General features: G+C 35.4%; 20 protein-coding genes and 3 pseudogenes. 19 read left to right on the forward strand and 4 right to left on the reverse strand.

What is annotated here, in order from left to right; translation table 11 throughout:
* Positions 1–153: 153 nt before the first annotated feature.
* The 4 genes and pseudogenes from CW357_RS09635 to CW357_RS09650 all read left to right on the forward strand — a co-directional run.
* Positions 154–1,131 carry a DUF4003 family protein gene (locus CW357_RS09635; RefSeq protein ID WP_124217916.1) on the forward strand — a complete coding sequence of 326 codons (978 nt, stop codon included), beginning with the start codon at positions 154–156 and terminating at the stop codon, positions 1,129–1,131.
* A 243-nt stretch (positions 1,132–1,374) separates the two neighbouring features.
* Positions 1,375–1,803: a 6-carboxytetrahydropterin synthase QueD gene (gene queD / locus CW357_RS09640; protein WP_124217917.1), complete on the forward strand. Its 429-nt coding sequence runs from the start codon at positions 1,375–1,377 to the stop codon at positions 1,801–1,803.
* Complete coding sequence (queE, locus tag CW357_RS09645) at positions 1,800–2,510, forward strand: 7-carboxy-7-deazaguanine synthase QueE (RefSeq protein WP_124217918.1); 711 nt, start codon at positions 1,800–1,802, stop codon at positions 2,508–2,510. Before queD ends, queE begins: the two co-directional genes overlap by 4 nt.
* A 134-nt stretch (positions 2,511–2,644) precedes the next feature.
* A pseudogene (locus CW357_RS09650) lies at positions 2,645–3,298 on the forward strand (glycerophosphodiester phosphodiesterase family protein); the annotation flags it as partial.
* Positions 3,299–3,518: 220 nt separating this feature from the next.
* On the opposite strand, the gene CW357_RS09655 reads toward CW357_RS09650, so the two are convergent.
* The 4 genes from CW357_RS09655 to CW357_RS09670 form a co-directional block, all read right to left on the reverse strand.
* The gene (locus tag CW357_RS09655; RefSeq protein ID WP_164489576.1) at positions 3,519–4,073 is read right to left on the reverse strand and encodes an MFS transporter; all 555 of its coding nucleotides are present in this window, start codon (positions 4,071–4,073) and stop codon (positions 3,519–3,521) included.
* A 34-nt stretch (positions 4,074–4,107) separates the two neighbouring features.
* A complete protein-coding gene (locus CW357_RS09660; protein WP_119414643.1) occupies positions 4,108–4,551 on the reverse strand; it encodes a GNAT family N-acetyltransferase in 444 nt (147 codons plus the stop codon).
* A 177-nt stretch (positions 4,552–4,728) separates the two neighbouring features.
* Positions 4,729–5,070 (reverse strand): zinc ribbon domain-containing protein YjdM, encoded by a 342-nt coding sequence (locus tag CW357_RS09665; RefSeq protein WP_119414515.1) that lies wholly within the window; start codon positions 5,068–5,070, stop codon positions 4,729–4,731.
* A gap of 84 nt (positions 5,071–5,154) precedes the next feature.
* Positions 5,155–6,015, reverse strand: a complete 861-nt coding sequence (locus tag CW357_RS09670; RefSeq protein ID WP_119414516.1) for a patatin-like phospholipase family protein — start codon at positions 6,013–6,015, stop codon at positions 5,155–5,157.
* Positions 6,016–6,262: 247 nt separating this feature from the next.
* Between CW357_RS09670 and CW357_RS09675 the strand changes: the two genes are divergently transcribed.
* The 15 genes and pseudogenes from CW357_RS09675 to CW357_RS18585 form a co-directional block, all read left to right on the forward strand.
* On the forward strand, positions 6,263–6,760 hold the full coding sequence (locus CW357_RS09675; RefSeq protein ID WP_119414517.1) for a PH domain-containing protein: 498 nt from the start codon (positions 6,263–6,265) through the stop codon (positions 6,758–6,760).
* On the forward strand, positions 6,757–8,223 hold the full coding sequence (locus CW357_RS09680) for a PH domain-containing protein (RefSeq protein WP_119414518.1): 1,467 nt from the start codon (positions 6,757–6,759) through the stop codon (positions 8,221–8,223). Before CW357_RS09675 ends, CW357_RS09680 begins: the two co-directional genes overlap by 4 nt.
* A 124-nt stretch (positions 8,224–8,347) precedes the next feature.
* A complete protein-coding gene (locus tag CW357_RS09685; RefSeq protein WP_119414519.1) occupies positions 8,348–8,617 on the forward strand; it encodes a hypothetical protein in 270 nt (89 codons plus the stop codon).
* Between the two features lie 146 nt (positions 8,618–8,763).
* On the forward strand, positions 8,764–9,561 hold the full coding sequence (locus CW357_RS09690) for a class I SAM-dependent methyltransferase (RefSeq protein WP_124217921.1): 798 nt from the start codon (positions 8,764–8,766) through the stop codon (positions 9,559–9,561).
* A gap of 107 nt (positions 9,562–9,668) precedes the next feature.
* Entirely contained in the window at positions 9,669–10,589 is a 921-nt protein-coding gene (locus CW357_RS09695) for a S66 peptidase family protein (RefSeq protein WP_124217922.1), read from the forward strand.
* A 184-nt stretch (positions 10,590–10,773) separates the two neighbouring features.
* Entirely contained in the window at positions 10,774–11,598 is an 825-nt protein-coding gene (locus CW357_RS09700; RefSeq protein WP_119414522.1) for a M55 family metallopeptidase, read from the forward strand.
* A gap of 36 nt (positions 11,599–11,634) precedes the next feature.
* Positions 11,635–12,573 (forward strand): ABC transporter permease, encoded by a 939-nt coding sequence (locus CW357_RS09705; RefSeq protein WP_124217923.1) that lies wholly within the window; start codon positions 11,635–11,637, stop codon positions 12,571–12,573.
* The gene (locus CW357_RS09710) at positions 12,570–13,505 is read left to right on the forward strand and encodes an ABC transporter permease (protein ID WP_119414524.1); all 936 of its coding nucleotides are present in this window, start codon (positions 12,570–12,572) and stop codon (positions 13,503–13,505) included. Before CW357_RS09705 ends, CW357_RS09710 begins: the two co-directional genes overlap by 4 nt.
* A gap of 5 nt (positions 13,506–13,510) precedes the next feature.
* Positions 13,511–14,560: an ABC transporter ATP-binding protein gene (locus CW357_RS09715; RefSeq protein ID WP_119414525.1), complete on the forward strand. Its 1,050-nt coding sequence runs from the start codon at positions 13,511–13,513 to the stop codon at positions 14,558–14,560.
* Positions 14,561–14,615: 55 nt separating this feature from the next.
* The gene (locus tag CW357_RS09720) at positions 14,616–16,241 is read left to right on the forward strand and encodes a peptide ABC transporter substrate-binding protein (protein WP_119414526.1); all 1,626 of its coding nucleotides are present in this window, start codon (positions 14,616–14,618) and stop codon (positions 16,239–16,241) included.
* A gap of 73 nt (positions 16,242–16,314) precedes the next feature.
* Positions 16,315–17,238, forward strand: coding sequence for a S66 peptidase family protein (locus tag CW357_RS09725; RefSeq protein ID WP_119414527.1), 924 nt, complete (start codon positions 16,315–16,317; stop codon positions 17,236–17,238).
* A 19-nt stretch (positions 17,239–17,257) separates the two neighbouring features.
* Positions 17,258–18,355, forward strand: coding sequence for a dipeptide epimerase (locus tag CW357_RS09730; RefSeq protein WP_119414528.1), 1,098 nt, complete (start codon positions 17,258–17,260; stop codon positions 18,353–18,355).
* A complete protein-coding gene (locus CW357_RS09735; RefSeq protein WP_119414529.1) occupies positions 18,356–19,288 on the forward strand; it encodes a C40 family peptidase in 933 nt (310 codons plus the stop codon).
* A gap of 5 nt (positions 19,289–19,293) precedes the next feature.
* Positions 19,294–19,751: pseudogene (locus CW357_RS18580) on the forward strand (ATP-binding cassette domain-containing protein); the annotation flags it as partial.
* A gap of 1 nt (position 19,752) precedes the next feature.
* Positions 19,753–20,302 (forward strand): annotated as a pseudogene (locus tag CW357_RS18585) (oligopeptide/dipeptide ABC transporter ATP-binding protein); the annotation flags it as partial.
* Positions 20,303–20,422: the final 120 nt, after the last annotated feature.

The following is a 20,422-nucleotide window of genomic DNA, read 5'->3' on the forward strand; positions in this document are numbered from 1 at the left end:
TGTCCCCACCCCAACTATTTACAAAGAGCCTTTATTTCTCCTTCAGTTCATATATTTATGAAACCTCATACCTATTCAACTCGTAGAAAAACTTAGAAGGTATAGAGATACCGTGATCATTCATGAAATTCTAAGAAGAGAAGAGTGAAGCTAATGAAAAATAAGGCGTATATTGAGTTGCTACAGACAAATTATGAAAAAATCGCTAACTATTTAAGTTGGACGGTTGATAAACGAATTTTATTAATGCTGGCAAGTCATTATAGTGCGGCAGGGAAAACCTTTTCTTATGCATCATTTGAAGCAATCATTGAAGAAATAAAAAAACAAACAAGCTGTTTTTCCACTTTACGTAGTAGTAGCAATCTTCTTTATGGTGTTGCGATGTTGCTAGATGGAAAAAAAGAGCCACAACAATCAGTAAGTGAATTAATCAAGAACGAGGAGATTCTAAAGCAGGCGAATTTCAAACGATCTGTATATAGCTATATTTCAGCTCTTTTTTTAACGGAAGATTCGAAACAAAAGCAAACGCATGCTGAGCATGCAAAAAGATTGTATGACGCTATTCGCAAACACCATCCTTTCTTAACATCGCATGAAGACATGGCGTATTCAGTATTACTAAGTAACAATGAAGAAGAACCTGAACTCCGTGCAAAAACGATGAATCGTTATTATACAGAACTACGAAATAATAATTTTTCATTAGGGAATCATTTGCAATGGCTTTCTCAAATTATGACTTTTAAGAGCCCTGACTATCAAGAACACATGGTACCTTATATTGTTCAAATCCGTAGTGACCTCGTACAGCGAAATGTTAAATTGAAGAAGGAACATTATCCTTTACTCGGTTTTTTAGTTATAGCAGGTGCAAAAACAGAGCATATTGACCAACTCACAGCTCTTTACGAAGAAGTAACAAAGGTGAAGTTATTCCGATGGTATAAAAGCTTGGCATTCAGTACTGCTTTGCAAAGGGTCCTACCTGAACTTGCGAATTTAGAGGAATCCTTTGATATGAGCGTGGTGAACAATTTAGAAATGCTAATGCAAGCTGAACAAGCGATGATAGCGACTACTACTATTGCTACCGTAGCAGCAGCATCTGATACGTCGGGTGAATAAATGCTGATTATTATTTTTAGGGATTAAATTACATTATTTCTAGGTAACTACTATTTGTGCTATAATTAAATCAAATGAAATATAGAGGTTCTAGCATACCCTCTCTAAAAAAACTAGGAAACAGTACTGCTTTCTTAGTGGTACTGTTTTCTTTTTGGAAAGAAGAACCTTTCAAATTTTTAGATACAATTTATTTGTTTAGTAGTGATTAAAAATAAAACAATCTAGAAAGGATTTGATTTTATGCTTCAACAATTTTATCCGCAACCGCCGTCTCATCCATATCCATTTGAATTAAATAAAGATATGCATTTTGCTGCTGCTCATTTTATTCCAGATGAAAGAGCTGGAAAGTGTGCTTTCACTCACGGGCATACCTATTTTGTGAACCTTACGATAGCAGGTGAACAGTTAGATGAAATGGGCATGCTTGTGAACTTTAGTGATTTGAAAAAAATCGTTCATGATAAATATGATCATCAACTATTGAATGACTTCCCTGAATATAAGAAGAGAGCTCCATCAACGGAGGAAGTTTCTAGGCAAATATATCAACTAATAAAGAATCATTTGGTAACCTTACCGAATAAGCCTAAATGTCTGCAAGTAATCGTCAGAGAAACACCAACATCTTATTGTATTTATCGTCCGAAAAGGGAAGAGAAGGCATGAAGATACCGGTAATTGAAATTTTTGGTCCAACCATTCAAGGAGAAGGAAGGAAAATTGGGCAAAAGACAATGTTTGTTCGGACAGCGGGGTGTGATTATCGCTGTCATTGGTGTGACTCTGCTTTTACATGGGATGGGTCTGAAAAGAATCGAATTCGTTTATTAGATGCAGAAGAAATTTATGATGAATTAAAAGAAATAGCGGGAAACAATTTTCAGTACGTTACTATTAGCGGTGGGAATCCTGCTCTTATTGGAAAACCAATGGCTGAATTTATTCAATTATTGCGAAAGGATAACATTAAGGTGGGATTAGAAACACAGGGTTCAAAATGGCAAGAGTGGTTTAGACTTGTAGATGATCTTACTATTTCTCCAAAACCACCTAGCAGTGGCATGGTGACAGATTTAATTGTATTAGATGAAATCATTAGCCGGCTTCCTCTAGAAGCACTTAGCCTGAAAGTAGTTGTTTTTGATGACAACGACTTTCTATTTGCAAAGAGGATTCACAAACGTTATCCAACTGCTGAGTTCTTTTTATCTGTTGGCAATCACAATCCAAATGAAACAGGTGATATTTATCCAAGACTATTAAAATCACTCGAATGGTTATGGGAGAAAGTCATCAAAGATCCAGAAATGAACACTGTTCGTGCATTGCCACAATTACATGCATTAGTTTGGTCTAATAAGCGCGAAGTGTAGATGTATCGGAGAAAGGATAAACATCAATCTTCCATATGCGATAAATACTTTACTGATTACCAAAATTTACAATCCTATTAAAAGAGATTAATATTCTCCTGCTATTATTGACTAGAAGTCTATTAATAGAGGAGATGTTAGAATTGAAAAGAAAATGGTTATCTGTTCTGGGTGCTTTTGTAATAGTAGCGAGCTTTGCAACAAATGGAGAAACAGCTATAGCTAAAGAAAAATATAAGTATGTGGAAAACGTTGCACATCGAGGTGCTTCTGGATATGCTCCAGAGCATACAATTACTTCATATCAAATGGGAGAAAAACTGCATGGTGATTATATTGAGATTGATTTACAGATGACCAAGGATGGTCAATTAATTGCTATGCATGATGAAAAGTTGGATCGGACAACTGATGGGACAGGTCTTGTAAAAGACTATACTTTAGATGAAATTAAACATTTGGATGCTGGAAGCTGGTTTAATGAAGCATATCCACAGTATGCTAAGCCTGAGTATGTAGGGTTAAAGGTACCTACTCTTGAAGAGATTTTCTTGAAGTTTGGAAAAAATGCTAGCTATTATATCGAAACGAAATCACCCAACATATACCCTGGGATGGAAGGAGAACTTTTACGTCTTATAAATAAGTACAATATCAACAAGAAGAAATTACTTGTGCAATCCTTTAGTGCAGATAGTCTGAAAATAATGTATGAATTGGATCCATCATTAAAACTTGTTCAATTGTTATCTTATAAAGGAAATGCAGTTATAACAGAAGATGAAATAACAAAGATTACTTACAAATGTTCCGTATAAGCTATCTGAAAGTGCTAAGTCTTGCTTCATGAATGTTGCTTCTTGAGAATCAAGAGCAAATGCAATCATTAACGAAGATTGATATAGAAAATAGATCGATATAAATAATTGTTTTTTTCTGATGAAAGAAACTACTGTTATGTAATCATTTTTGAACATTTGCCAAGTAACACGTGGCTGTAAATCACCTTCACCACCCTCTATATTGGGGAGAAAGAAGATGGCCATTGCACATTAAGAATGTAAAACTATTAAACCAAATTGTCACAGTCGTATTAAAAAGCATGATGAAAAAACCTGCGATTGCTGGTCCTACTAAAAAGGCACCGGAATTAAATGTGCCAAGTAAAGCGTTGAATCGTTGCCTGTCTTCAAAATATACAAATTTTGTAATATAAAATGTACTACTTGGTCCAAAGAAACTACTCGCAATATTTGTTAAAAATACGAATGTATAGATGAGCCAGATAAAGTCCATAAATGGCATACAAAAAACGATAAGCCCTCGTAATATATCTGTTATAATCATTAATCTACGTTTATTCATACGATCAATAAAAGAGCCTGCCACCAAGTTTGTTAATACTCTTGCTGTGGGTCCTACAACAAAGATTCCTGCCATTGCTGCAGGAGATTCCGTTAAGTGCCATACAAATAAATTAAGTGCTACAAGGTAAATCCAGTTTCCTAAATTAGAAAAACCTAAACCAACTAATAACAGCCAATATTTTCGAATAATTTTCACTATGCTTCCTCCATTAAAGATTACTAACTCATTATTAGTTCTTTAGCTTTTCTAAAACCTTGTCAACGTTATCCCATATATATATTATTTCATCGAGAATTTTCCCACCTATTTTGATTTGAACTGTTTTGTAAAATTTTGCACTATAATATTCATAAAAATAGCGTGTTTTGTTCTCGGCTAATACATCAACAAAAAAACTTTGATAGCCTAATTGTTTAATCTGCAGAAACAGTCGCTCTAGTAATTTCTTTCCTATACCTTTTCCTTGATATTCTTCAAGTAAATAGATGGATGTTAAGTCACTTGAATTGGGTATTGTATTCGTTTCTCTTTTCCAGAAATCTGCAAAGTCAATAATTTCCCCTTCAGTACTCTCTGCTACTAATATAAAATTATTTTTTCGCCCAATATTATGTATCCATAGTTCAGTTCTTTGCTCATATGATAAATTGTTTAAAAAATCATCTGGAATAATTCCTTTATAAGTCGTTCTGGTCTTCTATTAATTAATTAATTCTATAAAGATGTTTAAATACCTGTTAAATATATCTATTAAAAAAATTAAGAACATAAAAAAGTCTCTATAAAGAATTTTGCAAGGATTCTTTATAGAGGCTTTTCTGGTTCTTTAAATTTGTTGCTTTATAGCAAATTATAGTTTTTTTACATATTTTGAACGTATATAAAGGGCGCCAAATCCATCGGCTTTGCCTTCTAAATCATGGCCATCTACATCAACAAATCGGATGTTTTTTACTTTTGTTCCTATTTTGATATTCGATGTTGCACCTTTGACGTTTAAATCTTTTACAACGGTAACGGTGTCTCCTTCTGATAAAGGATTGCCCACACTATCGCGAATGATGCTTGCCTCTTCGGCAACTTGTTGTTCGTGAGCTGTCCATTCGTGTGCACATTCTGGGCAAACAAATAATGCTCCATCTTCATATGTGTAGGTCGATTGACATTGTGGACAATTTGGGATTCGTTCCATGTACTTTCCTCCAATTAGTGTACTTTTACTATTTAGATTGCCATAGATTGCTTATTTCTACAATGATATTTGCGTACAAATATATTAGATTTGCAAAAATGTCCTTAATTCTGTCATTCTTTTAACAGCTTGTTCATATCCCATCTGATAATTTGTACGAATTTGATTTAGGTCTTTTTCGAAGCTATGAAGTGCAGTTGTAGGACGGAAGATAAATGCTTTTCCTTCTGCTTCTAGTTGTTCGCAGTAGTCTAATGATTCATTATAATGGTCGACGCGTGTTTCCATACTTTTGACGATAGCAGGATAGCGTTTTTTGAGAAGTTTCATCGCAATCTTACTTTGACAATCTAGCTTTTTACGATAACCTTTTGGACGAGTTAGGATAATAACATGCTTTTTAAAACCTTCATCGACGGTATGGTGAATGGGAATTGGTTCGGCTAGTCCTCCATCATAGTAAGGGATGCCATCTAACTTAATCTCTGGAAAGAGTACAGGAATAGCACATGTAGCACGGAGCATCATACATTTTCTATCCATTTCTAGAGCGTCTTTATATTCAACTTGTCCTGTATGGGCATTGGTTACACCGAATAATAATTGACCGTTGTATTGTTGATAGGTATCCCAATCGAATGGATAGAGCTCATTAGGAATCGTATCGTATCCAAATTCTAAACCAAATAAGCTTCGTTCAGTAAAAAAATTACGCATGCCCATATAACGTTTGTCATGACGATAATTTAATAATGTGTATACCATACGTTCTTTTTGTTGAGAAACATAAGCAGATGCATTAATGGCTCCTGCCGAAATCCCAACAATATAAGGCATCATAATCTGGTGATCTAAAAAAGCATCTAACACACCACCAGAGAAAAGCGTCCGAAAAGTACCTCCTTCTAATATTAAACTTGTATTCTCTACATTTACTTGTAACATGGTATCCTTCTTTCTATAAAAAGCTAAAGAATAAATAATCGCATATCCTACATTCTTCTTTTCTTCAAGTGTAACATTTGGTTTTATCATCTAACTAGAGTGAGTAAAAAATACATCTAAAAATTCAATCGACATCAAAGAAAGATAGATTGTTTCACGATGAATGCCCAATCTATATTAAAATAGAAGTATATAACATTTTAGAGTTTCTCAATCTATAAAGGTTAGAAAAAGGAGATGATTGTAGATGGAGGGTTGGATTGAACAACCAAAGACTAAATTGCCAGAAAAAGCAAAAATGGCATGGCGTATAAGTAATATTATTTCTAATATTATTATTTTTGCTATTCTTTTAACATTATATTTTGTTGCAGAACACTTTAATTGGTGGCATTGGCTACAATGGTTGCTACTTATTTTAGTTATTATCGAAATTATATATGCTCTGTGGGATGTAACCTTAAGCCCATATCTAACACAAAAATATTGGCGGTATGATATTGACGAAGAGTTTATAAAAATAAAAAACGGTAAACTTTTTAAAGTAAACGAGTTAATACCAATGACAAAAGTTCAATCTGTCTTGTTAGAACAAGGGCCTATTTTGAGAAGATTTGGACTCTATAATATTGAGGTCCATACGATGGGGTCAATGCATGAAATTCCTGGTATTCCAGAAGATCTAGCATACATATTACGAGATCAAATTGCTATCTTTGCAAAAATTAAGGAAGTGAGTGAATGATAGAAACGGTTCCTTCTATGAAAAAGATAACATCCATCAAACTAATATTAAATTATTTGAAGCTAATAAGGTCTTTACTTATCCCTACGCTGGCCTTAATTTTTTTAAACGAAACCTCTACGAATGATATTTGGCATTTATTGTGGACTGCATACCCTTTTATCGTCATTTTCTTGTTTTTACTTGTATTTTTAAAATGGTTTACTTATAGGTATGGCTATGATGATCGTGCTTTTTATATTCACTCTGGTGTTTTCACTAAGAACAAACAAGTTATCCCTTTTAATAGGGTACAAAATATTCAGCGAAAAAGGACAATATTGCATAAACTTTCTCGTAAAACGCAAATTGTATTTTCAACTGCAGCTGTAACAGATGAAGATCTAGTATTCGAGATGCTTTCTTTGCAAGAGGCTAATTTGCTGGAAGATTTGGTATTTAGCAAAAAAACTCCAGTTGCTCCGTTAGATGATAATAGTAAAGATACTATTTCAATGCATCAAAGGGATCAGAAGATTCATTATCAAGTCACTATACCTGATTTATTGAAAGCTTCATTTGCTTCTGTGAAATTTTTGACGGTAGTACCAACTTTCGCTGTTGGAATAATAATTAAAGACAAAGATGCATTTCATTTTGTGAAAAAAACAGTGTCTCTTGAACTGATCTTATCTCATTTATGGATTGATGCGTTTGTTTTAATAGGGATTCTTCTCATTTCATTCCTATTATCTATTTGCTATACATTTTCTAAATACTGGAATTATACACTTTCAAGTGATGACTTGAAAATATATATTAAAAGAGGTTTGTTCAATGAAACTCGATTATCGATCCAAAAATCTCGTGTTCAAGCATTTAATATAAAACAAGGGTTATTTAAACAACTCTTAGGCTTAGTGGAAGTAGAGTTGGTGACATCTAGTAGTTATGAGGATGATGACGATATTAGCACGCTATATCCGTTCCTTCCAAAGAAAATAGCTTTTCAGATTATTACTGAACTTTTACCCGAATATCAAGTCGATTTAAAACCGAGAAAGCTTGAAAGACGAGTGCTTTGGTTGAAATTATGTAGACCTAGTATAATTTGGATTATTTCTTCAATCGTAATATTCATTTGGATACCGACATTTTGGTGGATTTCTCTCATTTTATTTATACTAATAGAAACTATTAGATATGTGGACTTCCAGAATAGCCATTTTTCAATTCATGATGAATTGATTCAAATGCAATCAGGTGGATTTGTCAGTAAAATGCTTATTTCAAAGCGAAAAAATATAATTGAGGCGAAGGTAAGAACATCTCCAATTCAAAGAAAATTCAAAGCTTCAACGATTTATGTAAGCAACCGAGCAAATCCTGTTAAAGTAACAAGCGTTTTCGATATGCCGCTTGCATATTCTGCGGAATTTTACAGGTGGTATAAAAAAAGAGGAGAGAGTATTCAAGTAGAGTGAAAAAATTAAAATAAAAATTCATCAGTGGGGATTTTAAGTATTTGTTCTCTATCATTCCTGTATAAAGTAATGGCAAATTGTAAATTCTGGTTTTAGTAGACCATGAATATAGGAGGGTGCCATTATGTATATGCGAACTGATGAAAAAATTATTTATTGCTACAATTGCAAATCGAATACACTCTATCATCATAAAGATACACATGGAAATAGTTATGTGGAAAGCCATTGTGCTGAGTGTGGTTGGATGGAATGGCAGAATAGAGCTGTAGAGCGTGAAAAACAGAAATGGATAGAATTTAACAATAAGAATGGTTTAAATGTCAAAATACCAATTTTTAAAACGGATGTTCAATTTAAGGATGACCCGAAGGCAAATTCTTTAGAAATGTAAATATAGCATATTATCGTGAAATTATTAAGGAGCTCTATCACATAGGGCTCTCTATTTTTTTGAAATATAAGGTTTTACTATATACATAAGAAAGTGGATACTATTAGCAATACGAAGAAGTTAATAATTAAAAAGGGGGACTTTAAATGAAAAGCTATGGACAAGATTTATTTAAAGGAGCAGCAAAATTTTATTCAAAATATAGACAGTTATATCCAGCTTCTTTTATAAGATTTTTAGTTAATAGATTTTCTTTAGATGGTAATGGGAAAATGATGGATTTAGGTTGCGGTACAGGTCAATTAGCGTTTAGATTCTCGGATTGGTTTGAACAAATTGTTGGAATTGATCCAGACCTCGAAATGATTCAGGAAGCAGAAAGGTTAACCACAGAAATAAGAGCTGAGCATATAAATTGGTTTAATGGAGATATAGACAGCTATCGAAAAAATTATGAAGAATCTTTTAAATTGGTCACAATTGCAAAAGCATTTCACTGGATGGATCGTCCAGTAGTACTTGAAACATTATATGACATGGTTTCTTTAAATGGCGGTGTAGCAATCATCGATAATTATTCGCCAAACAAAGTAGTCCTACCTTGGCAAGAGAAAGTTAATGAAGTAGTTCAACAGTGGTATGGTGAAGAAAGAAGAGCAGGAAATACTACATATTCACATCCAACAATAAGCCATCAAGAAGTGATAGAAAAATCACCTTTTGATTTAGAAGTATATCAAATGCCAACTTATGATCAAATATGGACAGTCGATTCGATCATTGGCAATATCTATTCAACATCCTATGGCAGTAAACGATTTTTAGGAGAGCATGTTCAACTATTTGAAGATCATTTAAGGGAAGAATTATTGACTTTAAATGAAACAGGAATCTTTAAAGAAAAGATTGAAACATCGGTTAAATTAGCTATAAAAAATGGATAATTGACTTATCTTAAATTCTGCCATGATAATGGCATCTATTCGCTTTTTTAACCGGATATTTGGTAAAGTAGAGGATAGTTATATAAACTATCATAGGAGTTTTGAATATGAAAAGACGTCCACCACGATTACACAAAGGGGATACTGTAGGAATTATTGCACCTTCTAGTCCTCCAAATATAGAAAGATTAACGAAAGCTTTAGATTTTTTAGATAAATTAGGATTGCATTATGTGTTAGGTAATACCGTTCAGCTACATAACCACTATTTAGCGGGTACCGATCAAGAGCGTGCACAAGATTTACAAGAAATGATTGAAGATCCAACTATTAAAGCAATTTTTTGTGCAAGTGCAGGCTTCGGTGCTGCAAGAATAGCTGATAAGATTGATTATTTACTATTAGAAGAAAATCCTAAAATTTTCTGGGGCTTTTCTGATATCACATTTTTGCATACTGCAATCGGTATGTTTTCTGATATTGTCACTTTCCATGGTCCTACCTTATCAAGTATTGGCCGCGAAAATGTAATGGAACGTACAAAGCATATGTTTGAACAATTATTCCAACCTGCAGAAATTCACTACGATGAAAGTATTTCACCACTTACAACAATTTGTGGCGGAGCAGCACGGGGTGAGATAACAGGTGGAAACCTAACATTAATCGCGAATAGTTTAGGAACAAAATTTGAAATAGACACTGCCGGTAAGATTCTACTAATAGAAGATATCGGATTAGAGCCAGCTCAGATTGATGGATTGTTGAACCAATTGAGACAAGCACGTAAATTCGAACAAGTAAAAGGTATAGTTATTGGCGAATTTACTGAAATACATCCAAGAGAATACGAAGATTCGCCAAGTTTAGACGAGCTATTTGAATCCTACTTTAAAGATTTAAATATTCCAGTCGTGAGCGGTTTTAAGATTGGTCATTGCGAACCGAATGTAGGAATTCCGTTAGGCGTAGATGTCCTATTAGATGCAGAAAACAAAGACTTAGCTATTCTTCCTGGAGTAGAGTAGGGTACAAAATAAAATCCAATTTTCATATGAGAATTGGATTTTTTATTTTGCAAAAGGATTATTTATTGTATTTTATGTAAAAATAAAGTAATGTTACATTTTCTTACGTATAAATAATTGAATATTCTAAATATTTTTGTTAATCTAGCAATAAGGACAGCAAGATTGATAGGGGGAGAGATTAATGAAATATTTTCTTTCAGTAGATATGGAGGGTATTACGGGGTTACCTGATTATACTTTTGTCACATCATCAGAGCGAAACTATGAAAATTCCAGAAGAATCATGACGCAAGAGGCGAATGCAATTATTGAATCTGCATTTAAAAATGGAGCTACTGAAGTATTGGTGAATGATAGTCACTCTAAGATGAACAATTTATTAGTAGAAGAGTTGCATGAAGAAGCAACTCTAATATCCGGAGATTTTAAGCAATTTTCGATGGTACATAATGTTGACTCAAGTTTTGACGGTGTCTTATTTGCTGGATATCATGCACGCGCAGGTATGCCAGGGGTAATGAGTCATTCAATGACATTTAGTTTTCGAACAATCTTTATAAACGATGTAGAAATAGGAGAAATTGGCTTCAATGCATATGTGGCAGGGTATTATGGGGTACCTGTCATTTTTTTAGCGGGTGATGATTGTGCATGTCGTGAAATAGAAGCACTTGTACCAGGTGTAGTAACAGCAGCCGTGAAGGAAACCATTTCACGCTCTTGTGTAAAAACACTTCATCCTAAAAAGGCAAGAGAATTAGTTGCTGAAAAAGTAGCTGAAGCAATTGTTAAAAAAGATGACATTAAACCATTAACACCACCAGATAAGCCAGTATTAAAAATTGAATTTACGAATTATGGTCAGGCAGAGTGGGCTGCTTTAATGCCAGGAACCAGAATTATTGAAGGGACTACAATCGTTGAATTTAAAGCAAAGGATATTCTCGAAGCTTATCGTGCAATGTTAGTAATGGCTGAGCTTGCTTTCCAAGCACGCTACTGTTAAAGACATCTAAGAGCACACACAAAGGGGGAGATTTCTATGGTGAAATATATTATCCAGCGCTTTTTGATGATGATTGTGACGATTTTAATCATTGCTACTTTAACGTTCTTTTTAATGCATGCCATTCCAGGATCACCATTGGATAGCGATCGTACAACAAATCCAGCGATTCAAGAGAATTTGGAGAAGTTTTACAAGTTGGATCAACCGCTTTCCTCGCAGTATGTAAGTTATTTAAAATCAATCATAACATTTGATTTTGGACCTTCTATTAAAAAGCCAAATGAGACTGTAAATAGTTTGATCAGTAGAGGATTTCCGATTTCGTTTGAACTGGGCATGGTGACAATATTAGTTGCGGTTATTTCGGGTGTCATTCTAGGAACGCTTGCCGCACTAAGACATAATGGTGTGGTTGACTATTTAGCGATGACGTTTGCGGTTGTTGGGATTTCCTTACCAAACTTTATCTTAGCAACATTAGTAATAAAAGTTTTCGCTGGAGAACTAGGGTGGTTTCCGGCGGCAACTTGGCAAAGTCCGATGCATATGGTGCTACCAACTCTAGCCTTAGCCACAGGACCAATGGCAATTATTGCAAGGTTGACGAGGGCAAGTATGCTTGAGGTCTTGACACAGGATTATATTAAAATGGCAAAAGCTAAAGGACTTAAACCATGGAAAATCATCATCCGCTATGCATTGAGAAATGCGATGATGCCTGTCGTTACGATTATGGGTACAACGCTAGCTAGTATTTTGACAGGAACATTTGTCATAGAAAAGATATTCGCTATACCAGGTATGGGGAAATATTTCGTTGAAAGTATTAACAACCGTGACTATCCCGTCATTATGGGGACAACCGTATTCTATAGTACTTTTCTAGTCGTTATGTTATTTCTAGTAGATATTGTTTATGGCATTCTAGATCCACGTATCAAATTGCATAAAAAAGAAGGTGACGCATCATGACGAATATCCATAAAGTTGAAGTAAAAGATGAATGGTTCAAACCAAAAGAAAAAGGTCTTGAAAAAGTAGAGACAGTTGTTCGACCATCACTTTCTTATTGGGCAGATGCTTGGAGAAGATTACAGAAAAATAAATTAGCGATGATAGGCTTGTTCTTTTTAATATTCTTAGGGGTTGCTGCTATTTTAATACCGATGCTTTCACCACATTCGGTAACAGGTACTGATTTACCAAATCAAAACAAAGCTCCTTCGATGCAACATTGGTTTGGTACCGATGAATTAGGCCGCGATGTATTTACAAGAACATGGTATGGAGCTCGTATTTCGCTGTTTGTAGGTTTAATGGCAGCAATCATCGATGTGACAATTGGCATTATTTATGGTGGTATTAGCGGATACAAAGGCGGTAAAGTCGATTTAGTTATGATGCGAATCATTGAAATCTTATACGGTTTACCGCATTTGTTAGTAGTTATCTTACTGTTGGTTGTCATGGAACCTAGTTTAACGACAATAATCGTGGCTTTAACGATTACAGGATGGGTAGGTATGGCTCGGATTGTACGAGGACAAGTATTGCAAATCAAAAACTATGAGTTTGTTACAGCTTCAAAATCTTTTGGTGCAGGGACGTCTAGAATTATTCGAAAAAATCTCCTGCCAAATACAATGGGACCTATCATTGTTCAAATGACTTTAACCGTGCCAAGTGCTATCTTCTCAGAGGCATTCTTAAGCTTTTTAGGGTTAGGAATCCAAGCACCATATGCAAGTTGGGGCGTGATGGCAAATGATGCACTACCGGTTATCTTATCAGGGGATTGGTGGAGGTTGTTTTTCCCTGCATTATTTATAGCAATAACGATGTTTGCATTCAATGTTTTAGGTGATGGTTTGCAAGATGCACTTGATCCTAAGCTTAGGGGGTGAGAGGGATGACAAGTAAAGTAAACTACGATGAACAACAACTTCAAAATCTCTCCACAAAAGTTGGAAAGAAAATGTTGGAAGTCCAAGATTTGCATGTGACCTTTAAAACTTATGGTGGAGAAGTTCATGCTGTACGTGGTGTTACATTCGATTTATATGAAGGGGAGACATTAGCAATTGTTGGTGAATCAGGGTGTGGGAAAAGTGTAACATCAAACGCAATTATGGGGCTAATCCCACAACCCCCCGGTAAAATATCGAATGGACGCATTTTTTTTAAAGGAAAAGATTTAACAAAATTAAATAAAAATGCCCTGAGGAAAGTTCAAGGTGTAGATATTTCGATGATTTTCCAGGATCCTATGACGGCTCTAAACCCCACTCTGACAGTTGGAGAACAGCTAACGGACGGTCTTAGAACCCATAAATCGATTAGCAAAATCGAAGCAAATAAAAAGGCTATTGAGATATTGAATCTTGTGGGGATACCGAACCCAGAAGAACGCTTAAAACAATACCCTCATCAATTTTCAGGTGGTATGAGGCAAAGGATTGTTATTGCAATTGCTCTTATATGCGAGCCTTTGTTATTAATAGCTGATGAACCGACAACTGCATTAGATGTCACGATTCAAGCACAAATTCTCGAGTTATTCGAAGAAATTCAAGAAAAAACAGGTGTTTCCATTATCTTAATCACGCATGACTTAGGTGTTGTTGCGAAAATAGCAGATCGAATAGCTGTGATGTATGCAGGTAAGATTATCGAAATAGGTATGAAACGTGAAATTTTCTATAACCCAACACACCCATATACAAAAGGGTTACTTAATTCGGTTCCACGTTTAGATTTGTTAGAGGAAGAATTAGAACCAATCGAGGGTACACCGCCAGACTTATTTGCTCCACCAAAAGGATGTGCATTTGCAGCAAGATGTCCTTTTGCAATGGAGGTATGTGACTATGTACAACCAGAAACAACCTATTTAACGACTAGTCATTATACGGATTGTTGGCTACAAGATGAAAGAGCAAAGGGATTATTTAGTGAATAGGTGATAGGCACTCAGTGCTTCACATAAATATAAAAAGGGGAAAGAGGGGAAATGTATGAGAAAAAAATGGCTTCCGCTAGTATTTATGGCACTTTTAATGCTTGTACTAGCAGCATGTACAGCAAGCAAAGATGCAGGAAAAGATGAAACATCTAAAGATGGAGGAAAGAAAGAAGAAAAGGTATTACGTTTAAATAACGGTGTTGAACCGTCTTCTTTTGATCCTTCAGTTGCTTTTGATGCGGTATCGTGGGCTCCATTAAATAACTTAATGGAAGGTCTTGTACGATTAAACGACAAAAATGAACCAGAACCAGCTATGGCTGAAAAAATTGACGTTTCAGATGATGGTTTAACTTATACATTTACACTTCGTGATAATGCGAAATGGTCAAATGGTGATAACGTGACTGCAGGCGACTTTGTATATGGTTGGAAACATATGCTAGATCCGGAAACTGCATCTCCAGCAGCATTTTTAGCTTATGTAGTTGATGGTGCAGAAAGTTACAATACCGGAAAAGGAAAACCGGAAGACATTGCAATTGAGGCAAAAGATGATAAGACATTTGTAGTAAAACTAAATGCGCCTACTGAAGCGTTCTTGAACATTATTTCAAATCCAAGCTTCTTCCCAGTAAATGAAAAGGTAGCAACTGAAAATCCAAAATGGTTTACAGAAGCAGATTCATTCGTTGCAAACGGTCCATTTAAATTAGAATCATGGGATCACGATTCTAAAATGGTTTTTGCAAAGAACGATCAATATTGGGATAAGGATACTGTGAAGTTAGATAAAGTTGAATGGGCAATGGTTAATGATTCGAGCACTGAATATCAAATGTATCAATCAGATGAGCTCGATATTTCAACAGTGCCATCAGAACTCGCTGAACAGTTAAAAGATAACAAAGAGCTAACAAATCAAGATCAAGCGGGTATTGCATTCTACCGTTTCAATGTTGATAAAAAACCTTTCACCAATCAAAAAGTTCGTAAGGCATTTGCTTTGGCTGTAGATCAACAAAATATTGTTGACTATGTAACTAAACAAGGTCAAAAAGCTGCTCACGGATTTGTAAGTTATGGTTTAACAAATGCAAAAGGTGAAGATTTCCGTGAAGTAACTGGTGATTTAATCACTTTCAACAAAGAGGAAGCAAAAAAATTACTTAAAGAAGGTTTGAAAGAAGAAGGTTGGTCTAAGATTCCAGCAGTTACATTAACTTATTCTACAAGCCCAGATAACAAAAAAATTGCAGAAGCTCTTCAAAGCCAATTCAAAGAGAATCTTGGTGTAGATATCAAGCTAAAAAATGTTGAACCTGCTGTATTTATGACTGAACAAAAAGAATTGAAACACCAATTATCACGTTCATCATTCTTATTTGACTATGCTGACCCGGTAAATGCAATTGAAAGTTTTGTAACAGATTCTACTATGAACCGCACAGGATGGTCTAATAAAGAATTTGATAAATTAATCGCAGATTCTAAAAAAGAAACAGATAATGAGAAACGTTGGAAAATGCTTCAAGATGCAGAAAAAATCTTAATCGATGAAGCGCCAATTGTTCCACTTTACTTCTACAACCAATTAGCACTACAAAAGCCGTCTGTAACAGGTGTTGTTCGTCATCCTGTTGGTTATTTAGAACTTAAATGGGCAGATAAAAAATAATAGAATTGCAGTGTCATAATATGACACTGCAATTTCTTCCTTAAATATAAGTTGAAAGAAAGGGAGAGGTATTTTGAAAAAACAACCAAACAGATTAAAACGTGGCGATACAATTGGAATTATTGCACCTTCTAGTCCTCCAGATCAAAAAAGTTTACATAAATCCTTACAATTCATAAAAACATTAGGACTTAATTATAAAATAGGAGAATCAGTGAATTCAGTATATGGATATTTAGCAGGAACGGATGACGAACGATTAGATGATTTACATCAAATGTTTGCAGATCCGAATATAGCGGGGATTATTTGCGCATGTGGTGGTTATGGAGCTGCACGCTATACGGATCGTATTAACTTTGATTTAATTGCACATAATCCAAAAGTCTTTTGGGGATATTCAGATATTACGTTTTTACATACAGCCATTGAAAGGTACGCTGATTTCGTGACATTTCATGGACCTATGTTCGCCTCAGATATCGGTAAAGATACATTTCAGGAGAAATCAGCGAAAATGTTCGAGCAATTGTTTGAGCCGACAGTTCTTCAATACGATGAATCCTTCGCCTCAATCGAAACCTTTCATCCAGGACAATGTCAAGGTGAGCTAGTAGGAGGAAACCTAAGCTTGCTATCAAATGGTATTGGTACTAAATTTGAAGTGAATACAAAAGGGAAGATTTTAATCATTGAAGATGTCGATGAAGAGCCATACAGAGTAGATTGTATGCTAAATCAACTTCGTCAAGCTCGTAAATTTGATGATGTGGCAGGGATTATTATAGCTGATTTTAGCCATGCAGAGCCCAAAAAGCGCAAAGTATCACTAACATTAGAAGAAGTATTCGAACATTATTTTGGAAAGCTTTCAATTCCAATTGTGAAGGATGTAAAAATTGGTCATTGCCAACCACATTTTGCCGTTCCATTAGGGGCCAATGCATTTTTAGATGCGGATGAAAAAACAATCACAATACAACCGGGTGTCAAATAACAAAATGAGGTGAGGAATAATGATCATTCGTTCAATTGAGACATTTCAAGTGGCAGTACCGTTAAAAAAGGCGTTTAAAACTGCACTACGAACTGTTACTGTAGCAGATGCAATTTATGTTCGTATTCAAACGCAGGATGGAAGAGAAGGATTTGGCGAAGCGCCACCAACTCATGTGATTACTGGAGAATCTTTAGCAAGTATTCGATTTGCGATTGAAGAAGTGATGAAACCTTTATTGATAGGAAGAGATTTACACTATCATGAACAGCTTTTCCAAGAGCTTCATCGTTCAATGGTACGTAATTCAAGTGCAAAAGCTGCTGTCGACATGGCTTTATATGATTTATTGGCACAATATGCTGGACTGCCATTATATCAATATCTAGGTGGTGCGAAATCAGAGTTAACAACGGATTATACCGTTAGTGTGAATGAACCATCTGAAATGGCGAACGATGCAGTAAATTATGTAAATGATGGTTTTCAAATTTTAAAAGTCAAAGTGGGAATCGGCGAAATTTCAGATGATATAAAACGGATTAAAGCAATTCGTGAAGCAGTTGGATCTAACATCAAACTTCGTTTAGATGCTAACCAAGGATGGACGCCAAAAGAGGCAGTGCAAGCTATTAAGCAAATGGAACAGGAACAATTAAATATTGAATTTATCGAACAACCAGTATTAGCGCATGATTTGGAAGGATTAAAGTATGTAACAGATCATACTTTAATCCCTATTATGGCGGACGAAAGTGTCTTTAGTGTTTATGACGCTAAGCGAGTTATTGAGATGAGAGCTGCAGACTTGATCAATATAAAGTTAATGAAAGCTGGAGGAATCTATCACGCATTGAAGATTGCAACTCTAGCTGCTAGTCATGATATGAAATGTATGACTGGTAGTATGATTGAGACAAAATTAGGCGTTGGAGCCGCTGCTCATTTTGCTGCAAGTCAGTCGAATATTATCTATTATGATTTTGATGCACCGCTAATGTTAAAAGAGGATTTACTAGATGGCGGTATACAATATAAAGATTCAAAAATAACATTTGATCCTACGCCTGGTTTAGGCATTAAACGGGTGAATAACTTGTGCAAAGGGGGAATTTAAATGGCAGCTTCAAGTAATATTTGGCGTTGTGCAGTACCAGTGGCAACAGTCTGGACTTCCGTATCTTCTGTAAGAGATATCGATGCACCAGGTGTTGAAAATCCAGTGCATCTTGTGAAATGGCTTGAGGCATTGCCATACAAGGAACGAGTAGATTTGTGTAATGCCAATCGTATTCAAACACAATTGCTCTTTGGGGAAGAAGTAATTGTCGATGAAATAGTTGATGGTTGGGCTAAAATTGTGGCAATTCATCAGCCATCTAAAAAAGATAGCAGAGGTTATCCGGGGTGGGTTCCAGTAGCTCAGTTAAAAGAAGGCGGTACAAACAAATTTAAAAACTATGTAATAGTTACCGCTGATAAAGTTCAATTATGGAGTGAAGATGAAAAGCCGTTAATAGTTCTACCATTCAATACAATCTTGCCTTTACAAGATGAATGTTCAAAGTTCTATCATGTTGATACGCCAAATGGAAAAGCGCTTTTATCTAAAATTGGTGTGGAAATTACAACAAGTAGTACTACAGGAAATCCAACAACTATGGATCAAGCGGTTGCGAAAGGAACAGCATTCTTAGATTTGCCTTACCTATGGGCGGGAATGTCATCTTATGGATACGATTGCTCTGGTTTTACATATAACATGTTGAAAGCATGTGGCATTATTATTCCACGTGATGCGGGAGAGCAAAAAGAAGCAGGTCAAGCAGTTGATAAAGAAAACCAGGAAGAATGGCAAGTTGGAGATTTACTGTTTTTTGCAGATGACTTTGGGAAAGCGCCCGTTCGCCATGTAGGGCTTTACTTAGGAGATGGGAAGATGATACATTCTCCGCAAACTGGAAAAACGGTAGAAATTATTACGCTAGCAGGTACCAAATTTGAAGAGGAACTTTGTGGAGTTAGTCGATATCAAGCAAAATTGGGGTGAGCATCATGAAGGGTGAAGTATTACTATCTGTTGAAAATTTAAAAAAATATTTCGAACTAGGAAAAGGAAATACATTAAAAGCGGTCAACGGTATTAGCTTTGATATTTATAAAGGGGAAACATTCGGTCTTGTAGGCGAATCTGGATGCGGTAAATCGACGGCAGGACGTACTATTATGGGTCTCTATAATCGCACGGATGGAAAAGTTCTATTCGAAGGAAGAGATGTACATGCACAAGTAGGAAAAGATAAAGATCAAATGCTAAAAAATATGCAAATGATATTTCAAGACCCTTATGCTTCTTTAAATCCACGTTCGACAGTATTTGAGATTATTGCGGAACCGATGGAAGTTCACGGATTATATCAAGAGAAAAAAGCTTTACGTGAACGAGTCTATGAATTATTAGAAGACGTGGGTCTAAATAGAGAACATGCTAATCGCTATCCACACGAATTTTCNGGGCGGTCAACGGCAGCGTATTGGGATTGCTAGAGCTTTAGCCTTGAATCCTGAATTTATCATAGCAGATGAACCTATTTCAGCGTTAGATGTATCTGTCCAAGCATCTGTTGTAAAGCTATTACAACGTTTGCAGAAGGAAAAAGAACTAACTTACTTGTTTATCGCGCATGATTTATCAATGGTCAAATATATTTCGAGTCGTATTGGGGTTATGTATTTGGGCCAAATGGTAGAGCTCACAAGTTCTGAACAGTTATATCACAAACCGCTTCATCCCTATACGCAAGCATTATTATCGGCAATTCCTATTCCAGACCCAGATATAGAAGAACAAAGGGAGCGGATTATATTAAAAGGTGAATTGCCTAGTCCTATCAATCCACCTTCAGGATGTGTATTCCATACACGTTGCCCGATGGCTAAAGAAGTTTGCAAGCATATGGAACCTCGTTGGCAAGAAAAAGAACAAGGGCATTTCGTGGCTTGTCATCTATATGATGATGAGGTTATGAGAGCTGAAAAAGAAGCTTCATCAACTACTGTATAGATGCAAAATAGGTTCTAAAAGTAAAACTTTGAGGCGTAGTAGACAACAAGACCTACACTTTTATAAATACTAAATTGCAGCGAAAGAAGCAAGAAATATTTATGGAGGTGCTCCTTTGGA

The sequence above is a fragment of the Rummeliibacillus sp. TYF005 genome, from assembly GCF_003844195.1.
GTDB lineage: Bacteria > Bacillota > Bacilli > Bacillales_A > Planococcaceae > Rummeliibacillus.